The sequence below is a fragment of the Citrobacter freundii complex sp. CFNIH9 genome, assembly GCF_002903305.1.
Classification (GTDB): Bacteria; Pseudomonadota; Gammaproteobacteria; order Enterobacterales; family Enterobacteriaceae; genus Citrobacter; species Citrobacter portucalensis.
On sequence record NZ_CP026238.1, the window covers coordinates 2,649,316 to 2,671,948 of the forward strand.

Sequence of the window (22,633 nt, forward strand, 5' to 3'; positions counted from 1 at the left end):
CGAAAATAGACAATTATGCTTCAGGACAACCCGCTGCTAGCGCAGCTTAAACAGCAACTACATTCCCAGACGCCACGTGCTGAAGGGGTGGTAAAAGCCACGGAAAAAGGCTTTGGCTTCCTGGAAGTCGATGCACAAAAAAGCTATTTCATTCCACCGCCGCAGATGAAAAAAGTGATGCATGGCGACCGTATTGTTGCGGTTATCCATACAGAAAAAGATCGTGAGTCTGCTGAGCCGGAAGAACTGATCGAACCCTTCCTGACGCGCTTCGTGGGTAAAGTTCAGGGCAAAAATGACCGTCTGTCCATTGTGCCGGATCATCCGTTACTGAAAGATGCTATTCCTTGTCGTGCAGCCCGCGGCGTTGAACATGAATTTAAAGAAGGCGACTGGGCTGTTGCAGAAATGCGCCGCCATCCGCTGAAAGGCGATCGCAGCTTCTACGCCGAGTTAACCCAATTTATCACTTTTGCTGATGACCACTTTGTCCCGTGGTGGGTCACACTGGCACGCCATAATCTGGAAAAAGAAGCACCAGACGGTGTAGCAACCGAAATGCTGGACGAAGGCCTGGTTCGCGAAGATTTAACCGCCCTCAATTTCGTCACCATCGACAGCGCCAGCACCGAAGATATGGACGATGCGCTGTATGCTGAAGAACAAGCTGACGGCACGCTACAATTAACCGTCGCCATTGCCGACCCAACAGCCTGGATTGCTGAAGGCAGCAAGCTGGATAAAACGGCTAAAATTCGCGCGTTCACCAATTATTTACCGGGGTTCAATATCCCGATGTTACCACGTGAATTGTCTGACGATCTCTGCTCTCTGCGCGCGAACGAAGTGCGCCCGGTTTTAGCTTGTCGTATGAGCATTACCGCCGATGGCACGATTGAAGACAACATCACCTTCTTCGCCGCAACCATCGAGTCTAAAGCGAAGCTGGCCTATGACAATGTTTCCGACTGGCTGGAAGGTACTGGCGAGTGGCAACCAGAAAACGACGCGATTGCGGAACAAATCCGTCTGCTGCATCGTATTTGCCTGAGCCGAGGAGAGTGGCGTCATAACCACGCGCTGGTCTTTAAAGATCGCCCGGATTACCGTTTCGTTCTCGGTGAAAAAGGTGAAGTACTGGACATCGTCGCTGAGCCACGCCGCATCGCAAACCGTATCGTGGAAGAATCCATGATTGCGGCAAATATTTGCGCCGCCCGTGTGCTTCGCGACAAGCTGGGCTTCGGTATTTATAACGTCCATATGGGATTCGACCCGGCCAACGCCGACGCTCTGGCCGCGCTGCTGAAAACCCACGGTATGCACGTCGATGCCGAAGAAGTACTGACACTGGAAGGTTTCTGCAAACTGCGCCGCGAACTGGATGCACAGCCATCCGGCTTCCTCGACAGCCGAATTCGCCGCTTCCAGTCTTACGCTGAAATTAGTATTGAGCCAGGTCCACACTTTGGGCTGGGTCTGGAGGCATATGCCACCTGGACTTCCCCAATCCGTAAGTACGGCGATATGATCAACCACCGTCTGCTTAAGGCTGTCATCAAAGGCGAAACCGTCGCTCGACCTCAGGATGATACCACCGTGCAAATGGCAGAACGTCGTCGCCTGAACCGGATGGCTGAGCGTGATGTGGGTGACTGGCTATACGCCCGTTTCCTGAGTGATAAAGCCGGAACTGACACCCGCTTTGCGGCCGAGATCATCGACGTCAGCCGCGGCGGCATGCGCGTACGTTTGGTTGATAATGGCGCTGTTGCCTTTATTCCTGCACCCTTCCTGCACGCCGTGCGTGATGAACTGGTCTGCAGCCAGGAAAGTGGTACCGTACAAATCAAAGGTGAAGTGGTTTACAAAGTCACTGATGTGATTGACGTAACTATCGCTGAAGTTCGCATGGAAACCCGTAGCGTTATCGCGCGTCCAGCAGCGTAAACTGACAAATCCAACGACCTTTCTCTTTTTTGAAAGGTCGTTTTCTTTTTTTAGCGGCCAAATTTCAACCACACACTACACTTCCCTTATCCAGTCAAAATTTTTTTTTACTATTTTTCAGTTCCGCTGGCTTTGCTTTTTATGGATTCTGGATTACATATAAATATATAAATAAAACAATACGTTCAGCCATAATCACCCTGAATGAATCATGGCTACCCTTACTTTTGAGGCTTTATGCGCTTTAAACGGGATAGTACACATCATGAAAGACGTCCGGGAGCTGGTTACGTTGTATAGCTATGTGGGTACTCATAACCCCTACTGGCGTTTGTCAGAGGATTGCAACATCCTGCATTTCTCTATTGACGAAACAGCAGACGCTGAGCAGACCATCGAATTATCACCCGAGCAGGCCGACCGCATTCGCGAGATGACGGTAATTACGTCAAGCCTGTTGATGACATTACCTATTGAAGATGACGATATTCCGGTACATTTGGTCGGGCGGAAAATCAATAAGCGCGAATGGGCCGGCAGCGCATCAGCCTGGGATGACACCCCTTCCGTCGCACGCGATCTGGCTCAAGGTCTCTCTTTTGCCGAGCAGGTGGTTTCAGAAGCCAACTCCGTTATTGTCATTCTTGACCGCATGGGCAACATTCAGCGTTTTAACCGTCTGTGCGAAGAGTACACCGGACTCAGAGAACGTGAAGTCATTGGCCAAAGCGTATTCACACTGTTTATGAGTCGACGTGAAGCCGCAGCCTCCAGACGCAACATCGAGGTCTTTTTTCGCGAAGGCAACTCATATGAAGTCGAACGTTGGGTGAAGACCTGCAAAGGTCAGCGCCTGTTTCTTTTTCGCAATAAGTTTGTACATAACGGTAGCGGCAAGAACGTGAAGTCATTGGCCAAAGCGTATTCACACTGTTTATGAGTCGACGTGAAGCCGCAGCCTCCAGACGCAACATCGAGGTCTTTTTTCGCGAAGGCAACTCATATGAAGTCGAACGTTGGGTGAAGACCTGCAAAGGTCAGCGCCTGTTTCTTTTTCGCAATAAGTTTGTACATAACGGTAGCGGCAAGAACGTGAAGTCATTGGCCAAAGCGTATTCACACTGTTTATGAGTCGACGTGAAGCCGCAGCCTCCAGACGCAACATCGAGGTCTTTTTTCGCGAAGGCAACTCATATGAAGTCGAACGTTGGGTGAAGACCTGCAAAGGTCAGCGCCTGTTTCTTTTTCGCAATAAGTTTGTACATAACGGTAGCGGCAAGAACGAAATATTTCTGATCTGTTCCGGCACCGATATCACTGAAGAACGCCGCGCGCAGGAACGCCTGCGTATGTTGGCTAATACCGACTCCATCACCGGATTACCGAACCGTAACGCCATTCATGAGCTGATAAGCGACGCGATTGAGAACGCAGGTGATACTCAGGTTGGGATTGTATATCTCGATCTGGATAACTTCAAAAAGGTGAACGATGCCTACGGGCATATGTTTGGCGATCAGCTATTACAGAGTGTGTCGCTTGCAATCCTCAGTTGTCTTGACGACAACCAGCTATTGGCTCGGTTTGGCGGTGATGAATTTATCGTCCTTGCCACCGAAACGTCCCAGAGCACTCTGGAAGCTACCGCATCGCGCATTCTGACACGCCTGCGTCAGCCCTTTCGCATTGGCCTGATTGAAGTCTATACAGGCTGCTCTATTGGTATTTCCCTTGCTCCACAGCATGGTCAGGACTGCGAGAGCGTCATTCGTAACGCCGATACGGCCATGTACACCGCGAAAGAAGGCGGCCGCGGACAGTTTTGTGTTTTCTCTCCGGAAATGAATCAGCGGGTATTTGAATACCTGTGGCTGGATACTAACCTGCGCAAGGCGCTGGAAAACGATCAACTGGTTATCCATTATCAGCCAAAGATAACCTGGCGAGGCGAAGTGCGCAGCCTGGAGGCGCTGGTACGCTGGCAGTCTCCGGAACGCGGCCTCATTCCACCACTGGAATTTATCTCCTACGCCGAAGAGTCAGGGCTTATTGTTCCGCTGGGTCGCTGGGTTATTCTGGACGTTGTGCGTCAGGTCGCAAAATGGCGCGCCAAGGGAATCAATCTGCGCGTGGCGGTAAACGTTTCTGCCCGCCAGCTCGCCGATCAGACGCTATTTACCGATCTCAAACAGGTGCTTCATGAACTCGACTTTGAATATTGCCCCATCGATGTCGAGTTAACGGAAAGCAGTTTGATTGAAAATGAGCAGTTGGCACTGTCCGTCATTCAGCAGTTTAGCCAGTTGGGGGCGCAAATCCATTTGGATGATTTTGGTACTGGATATTCGTCACTGTCTCAACTGGCCCGCTTCCCGCTTGATGCAATTAAACTGGATCAGACCTTTGTCAGGGATGTACACAAACAACCTATTTCGCAGTCGCTGGTACGTGCCATTGTTGCGGTCGCACAGGCACTCAATCTGCAGGTCATCGCCGAAGGTGTTGAAAGCGCGAAAGAGGATGCGTTTTTAACCAAAAATGGTGTCAACGAGCGTCAGGGTTTTTTGTTTGCCAAACCAATGCCAGCGGCTGCATTTGAACGTTGGTATCGACGACATCTGAATAAAAAAACGCGCTAATGCTGTGGGATCAAACGTCATTAATAGCCATAAATGGACATTACGTAACGATCCTATCTGCATGTAATCACAGAATATATAATATTCTTCTATCATTGAAGTTAATACTATTTTTCCCTTCTCTTTTGCCATGAAATTCTGCATCATGAAATTCAAACTCTATTGCCATTAGGATGATAACCATGTCTGATATCGACGCTCAGCGTCTGGCCGAACGCATTGATACCGTGCTGGATATCCTCGTTGCAGGTGATTACCACTCAGCCATCCACAATCTCGAGATTCTGAAGGCTGAGCTGCTAGACACGGCCAAAGAAGATGCCGAGTCTTTGCCCAAAAAGCACAAGGCTCCCTGGGAGATTTGATGACATTAACCCTTTAATGTCGCTGCTATAAGCAAACTGCGTATGAAGCAGTTTCCGTTTAATTTCCGATACGATATCGCAATAAAATTAATATTATGAATTCCCGACAACAATCTATTTTGCAGATGGTGACTGATAAAGGTCAGATGAGCGTTGCCGAACTGGCAAAAATCACCGGTGTCTCAGAAGTGACGATTCGACAGGATCTGAACACACTGGAAAAACAGAGTTATTTACGCCGTGCGCACGGTTTTGCCGTTTCATTGAACAGTGATGATGTGGAAACGCGCATGATGACTAATTTTACGCTGAAGCGTGAACTGGCCGAATTTGCCGCATCTTTGGTAAGCCCTGGCGAGTCCGTATTCATTGAAAACGGCAGCAGCAATGCGCTCTTGGCCAGAACGCTGGCGGAGCAAAAAGATGTCACCATCATTACCGTCAGCAGTTATATAGCCCATCTGCTGAAAGAAACCCCCTGCGAAGTGATTCTCCTTGGCGGGATCTATCAGAAAAAAAGCGAAAGCATGGTGGGGCCCTTAACTCGCCAGTTTATCCAGCAGGTACACTTCAGCAAGGCCTTTATCGGCATTGATGGCTGGCAGGCTGACACCGGCTTCACCGGACGCGACATGATGCGTTCTGATGTGGTTAACGCGGTGCTGGAAAAAGGTGCAGAAGTTATTGTACTTACTGACAGCTCAAAATTCGAAGCCATTCACCCTTACACGTTGGGTCCATTAGAGCGATTCAGCCGCGTAGTCACGGATTCCAGACTCAGCGCCAGCGTACAAATGCAGCTTGAGCATTCAGGATTAACCGTCAATATCATTGATGCGAACGCATAAAATCTTCAGCAGATGATTTGTCAGTCGGCAAATCATCTCCTCTCTGAGAGTTATCTGACAGTCCAATTAAGACTTTTTACCTGTCGTTAACAGGATTAAGTCGTAAAATTAATGTTAGCGATATAACAGGAACGAACCTCCAATCTCAGGATAGTGTTTGTCATGCCTTCGCTAAACGGTTTCACGGAAATATCTTCGTTAGCCTAAATTTAGCGCTATTCTTAAAGAACACTGGATTCCGTGAATCAATAATTCAGGAGAAAGTATTATGTTAGTAACGAGCAAAAAAATGACCGCTGCCATTTTGGCAATTACTCTGGCAATGTCGCTGAGTGCCTGCTCTAACTGGTCCAAACGTGACCGTAACACCGCAATTGGTGCTGGTGCTGGTGCAATCGGTGGTGCAGTCCTGACTGACGGCAGCACGCTGGGCACGCTGGGTGGTGCTGCAGTAGGTGGTATTATTGGCCACCAGGTGGGTAAATAACTTACGGTTAAACGGCTCGATATAATAATACGTTTACTTTTTCAGGTCTGTATTATTAAAAAGCCACGGAAAAATTCCGTGGCTTTTTTTATTAACCGCCAGCCAATTTAACTTTCATTCCTTTGGCTTCCAGTAGCGATTTAATCAGGTCGCGTTTATCACCCTGTATCTCAATCACGCCATCCTTCACTGCCCCGCCGCAACCACATTTTTTCTTCAGTTCCGCAGCTAATTTGGTCAGTTCAGCATCGTCCTGATCTATTCCAGTAATCAGGCACACGCCCTTACCTTTGCGGCCACTGGTCTGTCGCTGGATACGGACAATGCCATCGCCTTTGGGACGCTCTGGGACGGCTTTCGGTTCATCAATACGCCCGGTGTCAGTTGAGTAGACCAGACGAGAATTTGAGTCGTTCATTTACGCACCTCGTTTCAGGGAGGCATTGATCATCTTCAGCGTCTGAGCCGGATCTGCCGACTGTGTGACCGGACGACCAATAACCATATAATCCACGCCAGCTGACTGTGCCTGTTCCGGCGTCATAATGCGACGCTGGTCGCCTGCCTCGCTACCTTCAGGGCGAATACCCGGCGTAACCAGTTTAAATGCCTGGCCAAATGCCTGCTTGAATCGCACTGCTTCCTGCGCGGAGCATACGACGCCATCCAAACCACAATGTTGGGTTAAACGCGCCAGCCTTTCCGCATGCTCCGCAGGTGACAACGTCACGCCAAGGTCGGCAAGATCGCTGGCTTCCATACTGGTCAGAACTGTTACTGCAATCAGCAGCGGCGCATCCTTGCCAAAAGGCACCAGGGCTTCACGTGCGGCGGTCATCATACGCGCCCCACCTGAAGCATGAACGTTAACCATCCACACGCCAAGCTCAGCCGCCGCCGCAACGGCATGCGCGGTAGTATTGGGAATATCATGAAATTTCAAATCAAGAAAAACGTCAAAGCCACGCTGTTGTAAATCGCGAACCAACTGAGGTCCAAAAAGCGTGAACATCTCTTTGCCCACTTTCAAACGGCAATCACGAGGATCAATTCTGTCGACAAAAGCTAATGCTTTATCACGATTGGAATAATCGAGAGCGACAACGACAGGAGAATCAGTAACAGCACGAGAAAAAGATGAAGCAGTAAACGTCATGACCAGACCTTCCTGAGGATGGGCGCCATCGGCGGCGCAAAATGGGTAAACGGCGTGCATTCTACCTGCGGCAATAGAAAATTAACAGGCGCGATTACATTTCTGCCAGGCGAATTTGGCAACGGAGGTTGAGGATGGATTGGTTACACATCATTAGTATGTTGTAACTAAAGTGAAGTTTTTTTAAAAATTACAGCCCATCAAGTCCGCGAATAGGCTTAATGGTTGACCATGAGCGACAGGATGGGCAGTGCCAGTACAGTGTATATGCGGTAAATCCGCACTTCTGGCAACGATACCGAGGCTTGCTGCGCACCTGCTCCCCGACCATATCGCGCAGAACCATCAGGCTCTCTTTCGCGCGCCCTTCTTCTGCTTCGTTAAGATGATAATCCATCAACTTGTGGAACACGCGCATCGTAGGATGGCGTTGTAGCTGGCGGGTAATATAAACCTGAGCGGTATCAGTCCCCTCACGCGCTTCAAGAATATCGGCCAGCATCAGCTCTGCGGCGGCGCCAGTATTCTCCTCAACGGCCCGACGTAAAAACTCGGCCCACTCATCGTTTTTCCCCAGATGCTGGTAGCAGCTTTGCAGCATTTCCAGCGTTTCGCTGACCAGTTCTTTATCCTGAGAAATCACGCGTTGCAGACTTTCAACGGCCTTCGCGTAATCGCCTTTCACCATGTACACACGGCCCATCATGATGGAAACACGTGCACTGTTTTTGTCTGCCGCAGCCCCTTTTTTCAACAGCGTCATGGCGCGATCCATATCGTCGCTGCCCATCTGCTGTAAGGCCAGTTCGCAGTAGAAGTGAGCTATCTCGATACGTTGTTTATCTTTACCGAGCTTCACCAGGCGTTCTGCAACATCAATCGCTTTCTGCCATTCGCTGGTTGCCTGATAAATTTGCAGCAGTTGCTGTAATGCACCGACGCGAAAATCTGTTTCATCGGTAAGCTGATTAAACATGTCTTCCGCGCGGTCGTACAGACCTGCGGCCATGTAGTCGCGCCCCAGCTGTTGTACGGCCAACAAACGCTGCTCGTAGGTTAGCGAAGCACTTTCCATTAACGTTTGATGGATGCGGATTGCACGGTCGACTTCACCGCGCGAGCGAAACAGGTTTCCGAGGGTGAGATGAGCCTCAACGGTGCCCGTATCCTCTTTTAGCATATCGAGGAACAGATCCACCGCTTTGTCTTGTTGGTTGCTCAGGAGGAAGTTAACCCCGGCGACATAGTCACGGGAAAGACGGTTAGCTTCATCCTGCTTGGTTTGTTGCGCACTTCTGCGACCCATATACCACCCATAGGCAGCGGCTACAGGCAAAAGCAGAAACAACAACTCCAACATAAATAATTATTCCTTCACAACCGACGAATCGGCAGAAACCGCAACGTCGGTCGCAGGCGTAAGCTGGTTTTCCAGTCGTTTGATTTTACGTTCGGCACGCGCAAGAGACACACGAACCTTCAGCCAGAAAAGGCCACAAATTAACCAACCAATCGCAAAACCTGCGGCAAACAATACAGCAAGCAGCGTAGAGATACGATACTCACCCTGAGCCAGCAGGTAATTAAACGTAACCTGTTGATCGTTTTGCGCACCTAATGTCACCGAAATAACAAAAATCGCCAACACCAGTAAGAAAATGAGTAAATATTTCACATTACTTCCCGTTATGTGGTTTGAGCGAATAAATCGTGTACAACTTACCGCGTTGAGCCCTTTAAATTACCATTTTCACAACGAGTGCGAAACGGAAAAGCGCTTTCCCCTTTCTGATTTAAGGGCAAAATTCGAAAAATCAATCATGGCTAACTTTCTTGTTCACGCTGAGCGATTTCTTTTTCCTCCTGCAAAGGCGGCGTTAATGGTCCGCATACCCGCTGCGCAAGCCATGTCGCCAGTGTTACCAGCAACCATGAAATCAGCGTTGCAACGACCAAATCACGGGGCCAGTGCATGCCTAATAGCAAGCGGCTGCCCATAACGCCCGTAGCCCAGATAAGTAAAAACACAATTGTCAGCGTACGTCGGCGTGGCCATAACAGCCCAACGGCCAGTAAAGCCCAGCTGGCGGCAAACATCGTATGCCCTGACGGAAAGGCAAAACCCGTTTCTTTTTGCCAATGCTTACGTAGAAACGTCGGAATATCCTGTTGTTCGGCCAATTGCTCTTTAACTAAGTGACCACGATCTTTACGTTTTAAAGTGTAGAACTCATCAACCGGAATATGGTGCGTTTTTTCCAGCCACACGACAAAGGGCCGAGGTTCCTGCACCCTGTCTTTAACCCAGGACTTCACGCCCTGACCGACTAAAATTGCCGCAGCCAGGATCGCAAACAGCATTACCGCAGCTTTCAGACGAAAACGCAGACACCACAGAAACCATGCACAGAGAACAACGTGAGTGATAATGCCCCACGGCTGCGTCACCGTTTCCGTTATCCAGTACAGAGATTTTAGCCACCAAACGTTATGTCCCGGCTGCCAGCTCCAGCCCGATACCCATACGGCAACCGGCATAATAAGTAGCAGCCCGGCCCCGACCGCAGTGCGCTTTGCAATTGACAGCATTGCCTCTCCTTTCGTCGATAAGTCTCACAATCATAACTGAAAAAAGCGCATGCCGGGGAAATTGACAATTTTGTGCCATTCCAAAAGCGAATCCGTTGTCGCGATTAGGTGAACATCGTTGCCTTATGGCAAAATAGTGCAATATAGAACAGAAGCCAACAGGCGACGGCACGACAGTGCCAGCATAATCTGGAGAATTACATGCAGCTTAAACGTGTGGCAGAAGCCAAACTGCCAACCCCCTGGGGTGATTTCCTGATGGTGGGATTTGAAGAACTGGCAACCGGACACGATCACGTCGCACTGGTTTTTGGCGATATCACAGGCCAAACGCCTGTCCTGGCGCGTGTCCACTCCGAATGTCTGACTGGCGATGCATTGTTTAGCCTGCGTTGCGATTGCGGTTTCCAGCTCGAAGCGGCTCTCACCCATATTGCTGAAGAAGGGCGCGGTATCCTGCTTTATCATCGTCAGGAAGGACGCAATATCGGCCTGCTCAATAAAATCCGCGCCTACGCGTTGCAGGACCAGGGTTATGATACCGTTGAAGCTAACCATCAGTTGGGCTTTGCGGCAGATGAGCGTGATTTCACGCTGTGTGCGGATATGTTCAAGCTGCTTGGTGTGGACGAAGTTCGTTTGCTGACCAATAACCCGAAAAAAGTGGAAATTCTGACCGAAGCGGGAATCAACATTGTTGAACGCGTGCCGCTGATTGTGGGTCGTAACCCGAACAATGAACATTACCTGGACACCAAAGCCGCCAAGATGGGACATTTGCTGGGCAAGTAATAATTGTTACCGCCGATAAAAAAGCCTGCTCTTGCAGGCTTTTTACATTCTAGCTCAACATATTACGAATCACGTAGTGCAGTATGCCATCGTTTTGGTAGTACGTTAGCTCCGTCGCGGTATCGATACGGCAGCGGCATAAAACCACCTCTTTACGTCCATCCGAGCGAACCATACTCACCGGCACTGTTGCACCCGGTTTGATGTTTTGCAGATCCGTAATATCGATCGTTTCCTCACCGGTTAGTCCCAGCGTTTTACGCGTGACGCCCTGTGGGAATTCCAGCGGCAAAATCCCCATACCAATCAGGTTAGAACGGTGAATTCGCTCAAAGGATTCAGCGATAACCACGCGAACCCCCAGCAAGCGCGGGCCTTTTGCCGCCCAGTCGCGACTGGAGCCAGAGCCATACTCTTTCCCGGCAATAACCGCCAGGGGAATATTCTCCTGTTGATATTGCATAGCCGCATCATAGATAGCCACTACCTCAGTTCCCGGCAAATGACGCGTCATCCCACCTTCCACGCCAGGTACCATCTCATTGCGAATACGAATATTGGCAAAGGTACCGCGCATCATGACTTTATGATTCCCGCGCCGCGAACCGTAGGAGTTAAAATCTTTACGCTCTACGCCGTGGCTTTGCAGATAACGCCCCGCCGGACTGTCCGGCTTAATACTACCTGCAGGAGAAATATGGTCAGTGGTGACGGAATCTCCAAGCATTGCAAGGATACGCGCGCCGTGAATGTCCTGGACCGGATCCGGCGTCGCCTGCATACCATCGAAGAACGGCGACAAGCGGATATAGGTTGAGTCAGACTGCCAGCCATAGGTATCAGCCCGATCGACCTGGATTGCTTTCCATTCTGGCGTGCCTTCAAACACTTCAGCATACTCTTTATGGAACATGGCGGTAGAAACCTGCTCCACGGCACGGGCAATTTCCTGAGCCGTCGGCCAGATATCTTTCAGATATACGGGATCGCCCTTTCTGTCATGCCCTAACGGATCTTTCGTCAGATTGATATTCATATTCCCCGCCAGCGCATAGGCCACCACCAGCGGCGGAGACGCCAACCAGTTGGTCTTCACGAGCGGATGGATACGCCCCTCAAAGTTTCGGTTGCCGGAAAGCACAGCACCAACGGTGAGGTCGACTTTTTTGATAGCTGTCTCGATAGGATCGCGTAACGGACCCGAGTTACCGATACAGGTGGTACAGCCATAACCTACAAGGTTAAATCCCAGCTCATCAAGGTATGGCGTGAACCCAGCCTGCGCCAGATAATCAGACACCACCTTCGATCCTGGCGCCAACGAGGCTTTCACCCACGGCTGAGGTTTCAGACCAAGAGTCACTGCTTTTTTCGCCAGCAGCCCCGCCGCCATCAATACGCTTGGGTTAGAGGTGTTGGTACAGGAAGTGATCGCTGCAATAACCACAGCACCATCCGGCAGCTGGTACTGGTGACCGTTCATTGTATAGTCCACTGGCTGGCGATCTTTCAGCGAGCTATTCACTTCGAGTTCATTACTCGCCGAAAACGCTTTCGGGACATCAGCCAGTGCCACCCGATCCTGCGGACGCTTCGGTCCGGCAAGGCTAGCTTCTACACTGCCCATATCCAGCTCCAGTGAACTGGTAAATACGGGTTCATCCCCAGGATTACGCCACATTCCCTGCGCTTTGGCATAGGCGCTGACCAGCTCAACCTGCTCCTCACTGCGCCCACTCAGACGCATATATTCAAGAGTGATGCTATCGATCGGGAAGAAACCGCAGGTTGCGCCGTATTCCGGTGACATGTTCGCAATGGTTGCCCGATCGGCCAGCGGTAAGGTGTCCAGCCCATCACCGTAGAATTCAACGAATTTACCGACCACGCCGTGCTTACGCAACATCTGGGTGACGGTTAAAACCAGGTCAGTAGCGGTGATGCCTTCCCGCAGTTTGCCCACCAGTTTGAAGCCCACAACATCCGGGATAAGCATAGAGACCGGTTGACCCAGCATTGCTGCTTCGGCCTCAATGCCTCCAACGCCCCATCCCAGCACACCGAGACCATTAATCATTGTCGTATGGGAATCGGTGCCGACCAACGTGTCAGGGTAAGCCACCCACTCACCGTCCTGTAACTCGCTCCAGACGGCTTTGCCGAGGTATTCAAGGTTAACCTGGTGGCAAATCCCCGTTCCCGGTGGCACAACGCTGAAGCGACTAAATGCCTGCTGTCCCCATTTCAGGAACACGTAACGCTCATGGTTACGTTCCATTTCCAGGCGAACGTTTTCTTCGAAAGCATCATCATCACCAAAACGGTCCACCGTTACCGAGTGGTCAATGACAAGGTCCACTGGCGAAAGCGGATTCACTTTTGCCGTATCCCCACCCAGACGTTTCACCGCTTCGCGCATAGCGGCCAGATCGACCACCGCCGGCACGCCGGTAAAATCCTGCATCAGAACACGAGCGGGTCGATAGGCAATTTCACGATCGGCATGGGCAGTCTTCAGCCAATGCGCGAGCGCATGAATATCATCTTCGGTTACGGAATTACCATCCTGCCAACGAAGCAGGTTTTCCAGTAACACTTTCAGCGATTTGGGTAGTCGGGTGATATCACCCAGTGATTTAGCGGCCAGAGGTAAACTGTAGTAGCGGTAGGTTTTATCTTTAACCTGCAATGTGTCCTTACTGGCTTCTCGTAGGGTCGACGACATAGCTCCTCCTTAAATGACAGGGTTGGATCCCCTGATTTCCTCAGGGTTAGTATTAAAGATAACACAAACAAAATGTAACGCTTTGATAACAACTCAAATTGATAAAAGTAGCGCGCGATACAAAAGCGCGAAGTGAGGTCAATGGTAGGGAGTAAGGTCTAGCCGTGTAGATGAATAGGATGAATATTCAGCAGGCAATAGCGCAATCGATAATACGTTGATTAGGTGGCTGATGGTGAATACATGGGATAAACAATTCGATATTTAAGGCCACGAGGTAATCGTTATTATTATAAAATACGTACGAATTATTGTTTCTGTTTATCATCATCGGTTAACAGGTCAATAAACGCCCGTTGTTCAGGAGAAAGATTCCAGGATTCGGGTATCTTTGGATCTTTCTCGGCTACGGTTTTGCTCTCTTGCTCATGGTCATGAGACGCTGGCGTCACGGTAGAGTGCTGCTCCGGTGCGGACATACTTACCCCCACACGTTCCAGGCCACGAGTGCGACAATAATCCAGAATATCGCAGAGCCAAGAAACACGGCGAACCAGGCTTTACGTTTCATCGCGGGATCCCGGCGTGCAGACTGGTTTCCTGAAGGCATCGCTAACCTCATACTATCGAAATCACTTATCATTTAGGCACCAAACAATTGGTACAATTAATCATCAGATAGGAGGAATCCTAATAAAAAAGGCGAAAAAAAGCCAGTTAATTTTCGGACTCGATCTGATAAATAAATCAATTGTTTGATCAATTATGAATATTTGAGCGTGATTTTTGGCAAGCTGACTAATTTGAAACTACTTTAGAGAACTTTTTCCATAAATAATATATGGTTAATATATAGGAGGAGAAATAATGAATAAATTCAGACTCTCCTGTCGGTATCACTTTATGCTTACGGATACCGACGAGGTAACAACCGTTATTATTTCTCAGGCAATTTAATATCTTTAAACATGGCTTCAATATCATCGTTGGAACGCAGTGCCACCGCCGTGTCCACCACATCACGCGTCAGATGCGGCGCGAAACGTTGAATGAAATCATACATGTAACTGCGTAAGAAGGTGCTGCGACGAAAACCAATTTTGGTGGTGCTATGGCTGAAGATATCGTGCGCATCCACACGTACCAGGTCAGGATCGGAAACAGGATCAACCGCCATACTGGCAATTACACCCACGCCGAGACCCAGACGGACATAGGTTTTAATAACATCGGCATCGGTCGCGGTAAAAACAATACGCGGCTCCAGACCCGCACGGTTAAACGCGGTGTCCAGCTCCGAACGCCCGGTAAATCCAAAGGTGTAGGTCACCAGTGGATACTGTGCCAGTTCCTCAATAGAAACCGAGGATTTTCCCGCCAACGGATGATCCGGCGTGACGACAATCGAACGGTTCCAGTGGTAACAAGGTAACATCACCAGATCGTCATACAGATGCAGGGCTTCCGTCGCGATGGCAAAATCCGCATTCCCTTTCGAGACGGCTTCGGCAATTTGCGTCGGCGATCCCTGATGCATATGCAATGAAACACGAGGATATCGCTCAATAAAACCCTTAATCACGTTCGGCAAAGCGTAACGTGCCTGGGTGTGCGTGGTGGCGATATATAGCGAGCCTTTATCCGGCCAGGTATGTTCGCCAGCAACGGACTTAATAGCATCTACCTTAGACAGTACTTCGCGCGCAATACGGATGACTTCCTGCCCCGCTGGCGTAACCTGAGTCAGATGCTTACCACTACGGGCGAAAATCTGGATGCCAAGTTCATCTTCCAGCATACGAACTTGCTTACTGATACCGGGCTGAGAGGTATAAAGCCCTTCCGCCGTTGAGGAGACATTAAGGTTGTGGTTCACCACCTCAACAATGTAGCGAAGCTGCTGTAATTTCATGTTATGCCATCCCGATTCGCGCCATCAAATCATCGTTTCAGTGCAGGCTCGTGGGCGCTGCTAATACGATTTAATAATAAAAAGTCTGTTAACTATAACCACTATATCATTTATATGTACGCTGTATAGGTATGACAAAAAATAATATGCCAGAAACAAAAAGGGCCGCTTTCGCGACCCTTTGAGGAGAAATTCAGCCGAAACGCTGTTATTTCTTCCCTTCTACCCATTTACCGTCAACGAAGAACGCGGACCAGCCTGTCGCCTTACCGTCTTTCTCAGCGGCAACGTATTGCTGCTTGGTTTTACGGCTGAAACGAACCATAGACTTGTTACCATCCGGGTCTGTTTGCGGCGCATCTGCCAGATAACGCAGTTTTTCCGGCAGGCGATCGCGGAAGCGGTACAACTCTTCCACCAACGGCGCACGAGTCTCACGTGATTTCGGGAACGTATTGGCTGCCAGGAAGATACCTGCAGCACCATCACGTAACACGAAATACGCGTCAGATTTTTCACACGGCAGTTCCGGCAGCGGAACCGGATCTTCTTTCGGCGGAGCAACTTCACCGTTACGCAGGATCTTACGGGTGTTTTTACACTCGTCGTTAGTACACGCCATGTACTTGCCGAAACGTCCCATTTTCAGGTGCATTTCAGAACCACATTTTTCGCACTCTACGATAGGACCGTCATAACCCTTGATACGGAATTCACCCTCTTCGATCTCGTAGCCGTCGCAGGTTGGGTTATTACCACACACATGCAATTTACGCTTAGGATCGATGAGATAACTGTCCATTGCTGTACCGCATTTCTGGCAGCGGCGTTTGGCGCGCAATGCGTTCGTTTCCGCGTCATCGCCTTCCAGCACGTTCAATACTTCGTTTTCCGGCACCAGGTTAATGGTGGTTTTGCAACGCTCTTTCGGGGAAAGTGCGTAGCCGGAGCAACCAAGGAAAACGCCGGTACTGGCGGTACGAATACCCATCTTGCGTCCGCAGGTCGGGCAATCAATGCTGGTCAGCACCATCTGGTTCGGACGCATACCGCCTTCTTCAGGATCTTTCTCGGCTTTATCTAACTGCTGAGTAAAATCAGTGAAGAAGTTGTCGAGTACGCCCTTCCATTCGGCTTCGTGATTCGCCACCTGGTCGAGGCTGTCTTCCATCTGCGCGGTAAAATCGTAGTTCATCAGTTCGCGGAAGTTTTCTTCCAGACGATCGGTGACGATTTCACCCATTTTTTCAGCGTAGAAACGACGGTTTTCAACGCGAACATAACCGCGATCCTGAATCGTAGAGATGATCGACGCATAGGTGGATGGACGACCAATGCCACGCTTTTCAAGCTCTTTAACCAGCGAAGCTTCACTGAAGCGTGCAGGCGGCTTGGTGAAGTGCTGCGCAGGTGTCAGCTCGATAAGCGTCAAGGTATCGCCTTTGTCCACCGCCGGTAAGATGCGATCTTCATCGCCCTTACGCAGCGCTGGCATCACTTTGGTCCAACCATCGAAGCGCAGAATACGACCACGCGCTTTCAGACGGAAATCACCCGCACCCACGGTCAGGGTGGTAGAGTCATATTTCGCTGGCGTCATCTGACAAGCTACAAACTGGCGCCAGATCAGCTGATACAGTTTTTGCGCATCGGCTTCCATATCTTTCAGCGACTCCGCCAGTACGGCGACATCGGAAGGACGGATAGCTTCGTGTGCTTCCTGCGAGTTCTCTTTGCTGGCGTACTGGTTCGCGCTCTCCGGCAAATATTTTTTGCCAAAATTATCACTGATGTAATCGCGAACCATGGTGACAGCATCCTGGCTCAGATTGGTTGAGTCAGTACGCATGTAAGTGATGTAACCCGCTTCATACAAGCGCTGCGCCATCATCATGGTTTTCTTCACACCAAAGCCCAGACGCGTGCTCGCAGCCTGCTGTAGCGTGGAGGTAATGAACGGAGCACTCGGCTTGCTGCTGGTCGGTTTATCTTCACGTTCCAGGACGCTATAGCGCGCTTTTTCCAACAGGCTAACCGCGGCAAGCGTTTGTTCCCGATTTACAGGACGGAACGGTTTATCATTTTGATGCGTCACCTCAAGCGGCAACGCGTCGCCGCCCGGCGTGGTCGTATTAGCATCAATTTCCCAGAACTCTTCTGGAACAAATGCTTTGATTTCGCGTTCACGCTCAACCACCAGACGCACAGCCACAGACTGTACGCGACCGGCAGACAGACCACGCGCAATTTTTTTCCACAGCAGTGGCGACACCATATAGCCCACAACACGGTCCATAAAGCGGCGCGCCTGTTGCGCATTAACACGATCGATGTTCAACTCGCCCGGTTTTTCAAACGCCTGGCGAATAGCATTTTTGGTAATTTCGTTAAACACCACGCGGCTGTAGCGGGTGTCGTCGCCACCGATGACTTCCCGCAGGTGCCATGCAATGGCTTCCCCTTCGCGGTCAAGGTCGGTTGCGAGATAGATGTGGTCGGCTTTTTCAGCCAGTTGCTTCAGTTCAGAAACAACTTTCTCTTTACCAGGCAGCACTTCATAGCGCGCATCCCAGTTGTGCCACGGGTCAACACCCATACGGTTGACGAGAGCGCCACGTTCATCCTTTTTGGGCTTTTTAGCCGTTTTGGTGGAGGTTGAGTCGGCGCTCTTTTTAGTTGCTGAGCCACTGGTCGGCAAATCACGGATATGACCGACGCTGGATTTCACCACGTAGTCATTACCCAGATACTTGTTGATCGTTTTGGCTTTTGCCGGGGACTCAACGATGACAAGAGCTTTACCCATATTCACCTTTACCTAATTTGATTCTTCCAGAATGCGTCGCACGTTGATTCACCTTCCACTGGCGACGAGACATCGATATGGTCTCTGCGTCGGCGGATATCAACCCCTTAAACTGTTTCGCGCTTGTAATGTAACTCTCATGTAACTGAGTTAACAGGCTTTTTCACAAACGCTCTAGCACGACGAAGTATTGGTCGAATGTCAAGCAAATCTGTTGCCAGATTGACGAAAGCGTCACACTGTACCTGATAAAATGCGTTACGCAACTTTATTAGCATGCAAAAACAAATCTCGCCAGTTGTAACACTGTCGTAAAACCTTCATTTATGTCAGGGAATATTTGCCCATAAGGCGGGCTCAGCGTAGACTAATGTCCTTGTTTAAGGAGTAAATCATGCATAAAGACACTCAACCCATCGATCGCGAAACACTGCTGATTGAAGCCAACAAAATCATTCGTGAGCATGAGGACACGCTGGCGGGGATTGTCGCCACCGGCGTTACGCAGCGAAACGGCGTGCTGGTTTTCAGCGGAGATTACTTTTTAGACGAGCAAGGGCTACCAACGCCCAAAAGTACGGCTGTGTTTAATATGTTTAAACACCTGGCGCACGTACTTTCTGAAAAGTATCACTTGATCGATTAACTCGAGAAATAATTTGCCGGATGGCGGCAACACCTTATCCAGCCTACATTGATGCCTATTTGTAGGCCGGATAGGATATGTGAGCATCGCTATCCGGCAATGACAATTTTACATCAGTGGCTTCTGCCCCCGCTGCCACCAGCGCATCAGCAAACGATCGGCGCTCTCCGCCGCACTACCGGTAAAACGATCCATCAGCTTTTTACGCTGCAGATAGCGAACGTTCAACACTTCACGACCTTCCATCAGCCCGAGGATCACCTCATCGCTGGTGTTGATCTCATCCACCAGCCCATTTGCCAGCGCCTGTTGACCAAACCAGTGTTCACCCGTGGCAACCTGCTCAATGTCCAGAGTCGGGCGCATACGATGGACAAAATCTTTAAACAAATGATGTGTTTCGTTCAGATCTTCACGGAATTTCTGCCGCCCTTCTTCCGTGTTCTCGCCAAGCAGCGTCAACGTACGCTTGTACTGTCCGGCGGTGTGCAGTTCGATATCAATATCTTTCCCTTTCAGGAAGCGGTTAAAGTTCGGGATCTGCGCCACCACGCCAATTGAGCCGACGATAGCAAACGGCGCCGAAACAATTTTATCTGCCACGCAGGCCATCATATATCCGCCGCTCGCAGCGACTTTATCTACCGTGACGGTCAGTGGGATCTGCTTATCGCGCAGGCGTTGTAACTGGGACGCAGCCAGGCCATAACCATGTACCACACCGCCCGGGCTTTCCAGACGAACCACCACCTGATCCTGAGGTTTAACAACCGCCAGCACCGCCGTCACCTCTTCGCGTAATGCGCTGACCTCGTGGGCATCCATACTGCCTTTAAAATCAAGCACCCATACACGGGGTTTATCTGATGGCGTACTGTCACCCAGTTTCGCTTTTGCCTTGGCGGCCTTCGCCTCCAGCTTCTGTTTCTTTTTCTGCGCCTTATGCCAGAATTTTTGCTGATGCCCATCCAATAAGGCCAGCGACAGGTCTTCCTTCATCTCTTTATATTGATCGCTGAGGTTAATAACCCGCAATTCCCCACGCTGACGTTTGCGTTGTGTCGCGTTTACGATCAGCATCACCACCACTGCAATAGCCACCACGACAGTGACAATTTTTGCCAAAAACAGCCCATATTCAGACAACAATTCCACGAGACCCACCTTGGTTAAACAACGCGACTTCCGCTCAGTGTACAACAGGCGTGTCACCTCGTCTTGCTTCATACATCCAGTGCTGAATCAGTAAAAAGCATGACAAAGCGTTCATTTTGCGGTGTTATTGCCTTTGGCTGATTGAAAAAGAACAGGGTTTAAGGCATAAAGCCCAAAAGTTATTGCGAACGAGATGGCCAGGGCGTCGCCGAGGAGTAGCCGTGCATTACCAACCTAAACAAGACCTTTTACTGGGCCGCATTATTCTTGTCACCGGTGCCAGCGATGGTATCGGACGCGAAGCCGCGCAGACCTATGCACGCTATGGCGCGACCGTTATCCTGCTTGGGCGTAACGAAGAAAAACTGCGTCAGGTTGCCCGCACTATCGCCGATGAAAACGGAACACAACCACAGTGGTTTACACTGGATTTACTGACCTGTACCTCTGAAGAATGTCACCAGCTTGCACAGCGCATTGCCGCACATTTCTCACGTCTGGATGGCGTACTGCATAACGCCGGATTACTCGGCGATATTTGCCCAATGAGTGAACAAAACCCGCAGGTCTGGCAGGATGTGATGCAGGTAAATGTGAATGCCACTTTTATGCTGACTCAGGCATTGCTGCCGTTGTTACTCAAATCCGATGCCGGATCGCTGGTCTTTACCTCTTCCAGCGTCGGCCGCCAGGGACGCGCCAATTGGGGGGCGTATGCCACATCAAAATTTGCTACCGAAGGGATGATGCAGGTTCTGGCTGATGAGTATCAAAACCGTCATCTGCGCGTAAACTGTATCAATCCTGGTGGAACACGAACTGGCATGCGAGCCAGCGCATTCCCCACGGAAGATCCACAAAAATTGAAAACTCCCGCCGATATTATGCCGCTCTACCTGTGGCTGATGGGCGATGACAGCCGCCGTAAAACCGGTATGACTTTTGACGCCCAGCCGGGCCGTAAACCAGGAATTGCCCAATGAGTGAAGAACGCTATCAGCAACGTCAACAGCGCGTAAAAGATCGGGTTGACGCACGCGTTGCCGCCGCTACGGACGAGCGCGGGATCATCATCGTATTCACCGGAAATGGTAAGGGTAAAACCACCGCCGCATTCGGTACTGCCACGCGCGCGGTGGGCCACGGTAAAAAAGTCGGCGTCGTACAATTTATTAAAGGTACGTGGCCAAACGGAGAACGTAACTTACTTGAACCCCACGGCGTAGAGTTTCAGGTTATGGCGACAGGATTTACCTGGGAAACGCAAAACCGTGAGTCCGACACTGCGGCCTGTATGACCGTGTGGGAACACGGTAAGCGGATGCTGGCCGACGATGAACTGGATATGGTGGTGCTGGACGAGCTGACCTACATGGTGGCATACGACTATCTGCCGCTTGAAGAGGTCATCACTGCCCTAAACGCGCGCCCTGCCCATCAAACGGTGATTATCACCGGCCGTGGATGTCATCGCGATATTCTGGAGTTAGCGGATACGGTCAGCGAGCTGCGCCCGGTCAAGCATGCGTTTGAAGCGGGCGTGAAGGCCCAGATAGGGATTGATTACTGACAGTAGGCCGGATAAGGCGCTTGCGCCGCATCCGGCTCCACGCTAACGCCTGATGGCGCTTTGCTTATCAGGCCTGGTCATAATTAACCGTTGTTGCTACGACCACCCGGACGACGGCTGCTACCGACCTGTGAGTGGCGCTTCACCGCACGACGGATCTGATTTGCCTTCATGCGACGACGATCTTTCTCGACGGCAACTTTAGAGGTTGTTTCCGGCTTCAATTCCACCAGTTCACGCAGATAGTTGGTCTGCGCGAGGTCAAGCTCGGTCCAGCCACCACGCGGCAGGCCTTTCGGCAGCGGGATATCACCGTAACGAACACGAATAAGACGGCTTACCTGTACACCTACAGCTTCCCACAGGCGACGGACTTCACGGTTACGCCCTTCGGTCAGCGTGACGTTATACCACTGGTTGATCCCTTCACCACCGCTGAACTTGATCGTTTTAAATGCCGCCGGACCATCTTCCAGCTGTACGCCACGACTCAGATCGCGCAGTTTTGCATCATCAACCTGACCAAACACACGTACCGCATATTCACGTTCGACTTCACGGCTTGGGTGCATCAGACGGTTAGCCAGTTCACCATCGGTGGTAAACAGCAGTAAACCGCAGGTATTCACGTCCAGACGCCCTACGGCAATCCAGCGAGCATCACGCAGTTTTGGCAAACGATCGAACACGGTCGGACGACCTTCCGGGTCGTTGCGGGTACACAGTTCACCTTCTGGCTTGTAATAGGCCAGAACGCGGCAGATTTGCTCTGCAGACTCTTTAACCGAAATCAGATGACCGTCGATACGGATTTTCAGACCCGGAGTGACTTCAACGCGATCGCCGAGCGTGGCAATTTTGCCATCAACGCTCACGCGACCCGCGGCAATAATAGATTCGATTTCACGGCGAGAACCGTGGCCAGCGCGCGCCAGCACTTTTTGTAACTTTTCGCTCATAGAGCTTCCTTTAGATGTCGCCTTCACAGGCGTC

Annotated in this window: 20 protein-coding genes and 2 pseudogenes; 10 read left to right on the forward strand and 12 right to left on the reverse strand. The window is 50.5% G+C overall.

Features of this window, described 5'->3' with window-relative positions:
* Positions 1-15: 15 nt before the first annotated feature.
* From C2U43_RS13420 to osmB, 6 genes and pseudogenes are all read left to right on the forward strand, one after another.
* Positions 16-1,950: an exoribonuclease II gene (locus C2U43_RS13420; RefSeq protein WP_103285292.1), complete on the forward strand. Its 1,935-nt coding sequence runs from the start codon at positions 16-18 to the stop codon at positions 1,948-1,950.
* A gap of 265 nt (positions 1,951-2,215) precedes the next feature.
* A pseudogene (locus tag C2U43_RS13430) lies at positions 2,216-2,851 on the forward strand (PAS domain S-box protein); the annotation flags it as partial.
* Positions 2,852-3,035: 184 nt separating this feature from the next.
* A pseudogene (pdeR, locus tag C2U43_RS13440) lies at positions 3,036-4,589 on the forward strand (cyclic di-GMP phosphodiesterase); the annotation flags it as partial.
* 182 nt (positions 4,590-4,771) lie between these two features.
* Positions 4,772-4,954 (forward strand): YciZ family protein, encoded by a 183-nt coding sequence (locus C2U43_RS13450; protein WP_003833313.1) that lies wholly within the window; start codon positions 4,772-4,774, stop codon positions 4,952-4,954.
* 95 nt (positions 4,955-5,049) lie between these two features.
* Positions 5,050-5,802 (forward strand): DNA-binding transcriptional regulator YciT, encoded by a 753-nt coding sequence (gene yciT, locus C2U43_RS13455; protein ID WP_032943602.1) that lies wholly within the window; start codon positions 5,050-5,052, stop codon positions 5,800-5,802.
* 268 nt (positions 5,803-6,070) lie between these two features.
* A complete protein-coding gene (gene osmB, locus C2U43_RS13460; RefSeq protein ID WP_003020583.1) occupies positions 6,071-6,289 on the forward strand; it encodes an osmotically-inducible lipoprotein OsmB in 219 nt (72 codons plus the stop codon).
* A 91-nt stretch (positions 6,290-6,380) separates the two neighbouring features.
* Here osmB and yciH read toward each other — a convergent pair whose 3' ends face one another.
* From yciH to pgpB, 5 genes are all read right to left on the reverse strand, one after another.
* On the reverse strand, positions 6,381-6,707 hold the full coding sequence (gene yciH / locus C2U43_RS13465) for a stress response translation initiation inhibitor YciH (RefSeq protein WP_003833315.1): 327 nt from the start codon (positions 6,705-6,707) through the stop codon (positions 6,381-6,383).
* Entirely contained in the window at positions 6,708-7,445 is a 738-nt protein-coding gene (pyrF, locus tag C2U43_RS13470; RefSeq protein WP_103285296.1) for an orotidine-5'-phosphate decarboxylase, read from the reverse strand.
* Positions 7,446-7,635: 190 nt separating this feature from the next.
* On the reverse strand, positions 7,636-8,805 hold the full coding sequence (gene lapB / locus C2U43_RS13475) for a lipopolysaccharide assembly protein LapB (protein WP_008784929.1): 1,170 nt from the start codon (positions 8,803-8,805) through the stop codon (positions 7,636-7,638).
* 6 nt (positions 8,806-8,811) lie between these two features.
* Positions 8,812-9,120: a LapA family protein gene (locus C2U43_RS13480; protein ID WP_003020595.1), complete on the reverse strand. Its 309-nt coding sequence runs from the start codon at positions 9,118-9,120 to the stop codon at positions 8,812-8,814.
* Positions 9,121-9,269: 149 nt separating this feature from the next.
* Positions 9,270-10,034, reverse strand: coding sequence for a phosphatidylglycerophosphatase B (gene pgpB, locus C2U43_RS13485; RefSeq protein WP_103285297.1), 765 nt, complete (start codon positions 10,032-10,034; stop codon positions 9,270-9,272).
* 201 nt (positions 10,035-10,235) lie between these two features.
* Between pgpB and ribA the strand changes: the two genes are divergently transcribed.
* Positions 10,236-10,826 (forward strand): GTP cyclohydrolase II, encoded by a 591-nt coding sequence (ribA, locus tag C2U43_RS13490; RefSeq protein ID WP_003020601.1) that lies wholly within the window; start codon positions 10,236-10,238, stop codon positions 10,824-10,826.
* A 49-nt stretch (positions 10,827-10,875) separates the two neighbouring features.
* Here the strand turns inward: ribA and acnA are convergent, their stop codons facing one another.
* The 5 genes from acnA to topA form a co-directional block, all read right to left on the reverse strand.
* The gene (acnA, locus tag C2U43_RS13495) at positions 10,876-13,551 is read right to left on the reverse strand and encodes an aconitate hydratase AcnA (protein ID WP_103285298.1); all 2,676 of its coding nucleotides are present in this window, start codon (positions 13,549-13,551) and stop codon (positions 10,876-10,878) included.
* Between the two features lie 308 nt (positions 13,552-13,859).
* The gene (locus C2U43_RS29590; protein WP_165612489.1) at positions 13,860-14,030 is read right to left on the reverse strand and encodes a hypothetical protein; all 171 of its coding nucleotides are present in this window, start codon (positions 14,028-14,030) and stop codon (positions 13,860-13,862) included.
* Positions 14,031-14,032: 2 nt separating this feature from the next.
* On the reverse strand, positions 14,033-14,173 hold the full coding sequence (locus C2U43_RS13500) for a YmiA family putative membrane protein (RefSeq protein ID WP_220471133.1): 141 nt from the start codon (positions 14,171-14,173) through the stop codon (positions 14,033-14,035).
* Positions 14,174-14,488: 315 nt separating this feature from the next.
* Positions 14,489-15,463 carry an HTH-type transcriptional regulator CysB gene (gene cysB / locus C2U43_RS13505; protein ID WP_003020610.1) on the reverse strand — a complete coding sequence of 325 codons (975 nt, stop codon included), beginning with the start codon at positions 15,461-15,463 and terminating at the stop codon, positions 14,489-14,491.
* Positions 15,464-15,671: 208 nt separating this feature from the next.
* The gene (gene topA, locus C2U43_RS13510) at positions 15,672-18,269 is read right to left on the reverse strand and encodes a type I DNA topoisomerase (protein ID WP_003833325.1); all 2,598 of its coding nucleotides are present in this window, start codon (positions 18,267-18,269) and stop codon (positions 15,672-15,674) included.
* Between the two features lie 394 nt (positions 18,270-18,663).
* Between topA and C2U43_RS13515 the strand changes: the two genes are divergently transcribed.
* On the forward strand, positions 18,664-18,915 hold the full coding sequence (locus C2U43_RS13515) for a YciN family protein (RefSeq protein ID WP_003020616.1): 252 nt from the start codon (positions 18,664-18,666) through the stop codon (positions 18,913-18,915).
* 108 nt (positions 18,916-19,023) lie between these two features.
* Here C2U43_RS13515 and sohB read toward each other — a convergent pair whose 3' ends face one another.
* Positions 19,024-20,070, reverse strand: a complete 1,047-nt coding sequence (gene sohB / locus C2U43_RS13520) for a protease SohB (RefSeq protein WP_103285300.1) — start codon at positions 20,068-20,070, stop codon at positions 19,024-19,026.
* Positions 20,071-20,291: 221 nt separating this feature from the next.
* On the opposite strand from sohB, the gene C2U43_RS13525 reads away from it, so the two are divergent.
* Together C2U43_RS13525 and cobO are read left to right on the forward strand one after the other, a co-directional pair.
* Positions 20,292-21,053, forward strand: coding sequence for a YciK family oxidoreductase (locus tag C2U43_RS13525; protein ID WP_103285301.1), 762 nt, complete (start codon positions 20,292-20,294; stop codon positions 21,051-21,053).
* On the forward strand, positions 21,050-21,640 hold the full coding sequence (gene cobO / locus C2U43_RS13530; RefSeq protein ID WP_008784936.1) for a cob(I)yrinic acid a,c-diamide adenosyltransferase: 591 nt from the start codon (positions 21,050-21,052) through the stop codon (positions 21,638-21,640). The genes C2U43_RS13525 and cobO overlap by 4 nt, the downstream gene beginning before the upstream one ends.
* Before the next feature lie 83 nt (positions 21,641-21,723).
* Here cobO and rluB read toward each other — a convergent pair whose 3' ends face one another.
* Positions 21,724-22,599, reverse strand: coding sequence for a 23S rRNA pseudouridine(2605) synthase RluB (gene rluB / locus C2U43_RS13535; protein WP_003020625.1), 876 nt, complete (start codon positions 22,597-22,599; stop codon positions 21,724-21,726).
* Positions 22,600-22,633 lie beyond the last annotated feature (34 nt).

Excerpts from the sequence above, each read along its gene's own strand:
- yciT (WP_032943602.1), top strand. The coding sequence starts at position 5,050 with ATGAATTCCCGACAACAATCTATTTTGCAGATGGTGACTGATAAAGGT.
- C2U43_RS13420 (WP_103285292.1), top strand. The coding sequence starts at position 16 with ATGCTTCAGGACAACCCGCTGCTAGCGCAGCTTAAACAGCAACTACAT.
- C2U43_RS13515 (WP_003020616.1), top strand. The coding sequence starts at position 18,664 with ATGCATAAAGACACTCAACCCATCGATCGCGAAACACTGCTGATTGAA.
- pgpB (WP_103285297.1), bottom strand. The coding sequence starts at position 10,034 with ATGCTGTCAATTGCAAAGCGCACTGCGGTCGGGGCCGGGCTGCTACTT.
- pyrF (WP_103285296.1), bottom strand. The coding sequence starts at position 7,445 with ATGACGTTTACTGCTTCATCTTTTTCTCGTGCTGTTACTGATTCTCCT.
- ribA (WP_003020601.1), top strand. The coding sequence starts at position 10,236 with ATGCAGCTTAAACGTGTGGCAGAAGCCAAACTGCCAACCCCCTGGGGT.
- osmB (WP_003020583.1), top strand. The coding sequence starts at position 6,071 with ATGTTAGTAACGAGCAAAAAAATGACCGCTGCCATTTTGGCAATTACT.
- rluB (WP_003020625.1), bottom strand. The coding sequence starts at position 22,599 with ATGAGCGAAAAGTTACAAAAAGTGCTGGCGCGCGCTGGCCACGGTTCT.
- cysB (WP_003020610.1), bottom strand. The coding sequence starts at position 15,463 with ATGAAATTACAGCAGCTTCGCTACATTGTTGAGGTGGTGAACCACAAC.
- lapB (WP_008784929.1), bottom strand. The coding sequence starts at position 8,805 with ATGTTGGAGTTGTTGTTTCTGCTTTTGCCTGTAGCCGCTGCCTATGGG.
- yciH (WP_003833315.1), bottom strand. The coding sequence starts at position 6,707 with ATGAACGACTCAAATTCTCGTCTGGTCTACTCAACTGACACCGGGCGT.
- C2U43_RS13450 (WP_003833313.1), top strand. The coding sequence starts at position 4,772 with ATGTCTGATATCGACGCTCAGCGTCTGGCCGAACGCATTGATACCGTG.
- cobO (WP_008784936.1), top strand. The coding sequence starts at position 21,050 with ATGAGTGAAGAACGCTATCAGCAACGTCAACAGCGCGTAAAAGATCGG.
- acnA (WP_103285298.1), bottom strand. The coding sequence starts at position 13,551 with ATGTCGTCGACCCTACGAGAAGCCAGTAAGGACACATTGCAGGTTAAA.
- C2U43_RS13500 (WP_220471133.1), bottom strand. The coding sequence starts at position 14,173 with ATGAGGTTAGCGATGCCTTCAGGAAACCAGTCTGCACGCCGGGATCCC.
- C2U43_RS29590 (WP_165612489.1), bottom strand. The coding sequence starts at position 14,030 with ATGTCCGCACCGGAGCAGCACTCTACCGTGACGCCAGCGTCTCATGAC.
- topA (WP_003833325.1), bottom strand. The coding sequence starts at position 18,269 with ATGGGTAAAGCTCTTGTCATCGTTGAGTCCCCGGCAAAAGCCAAAACG.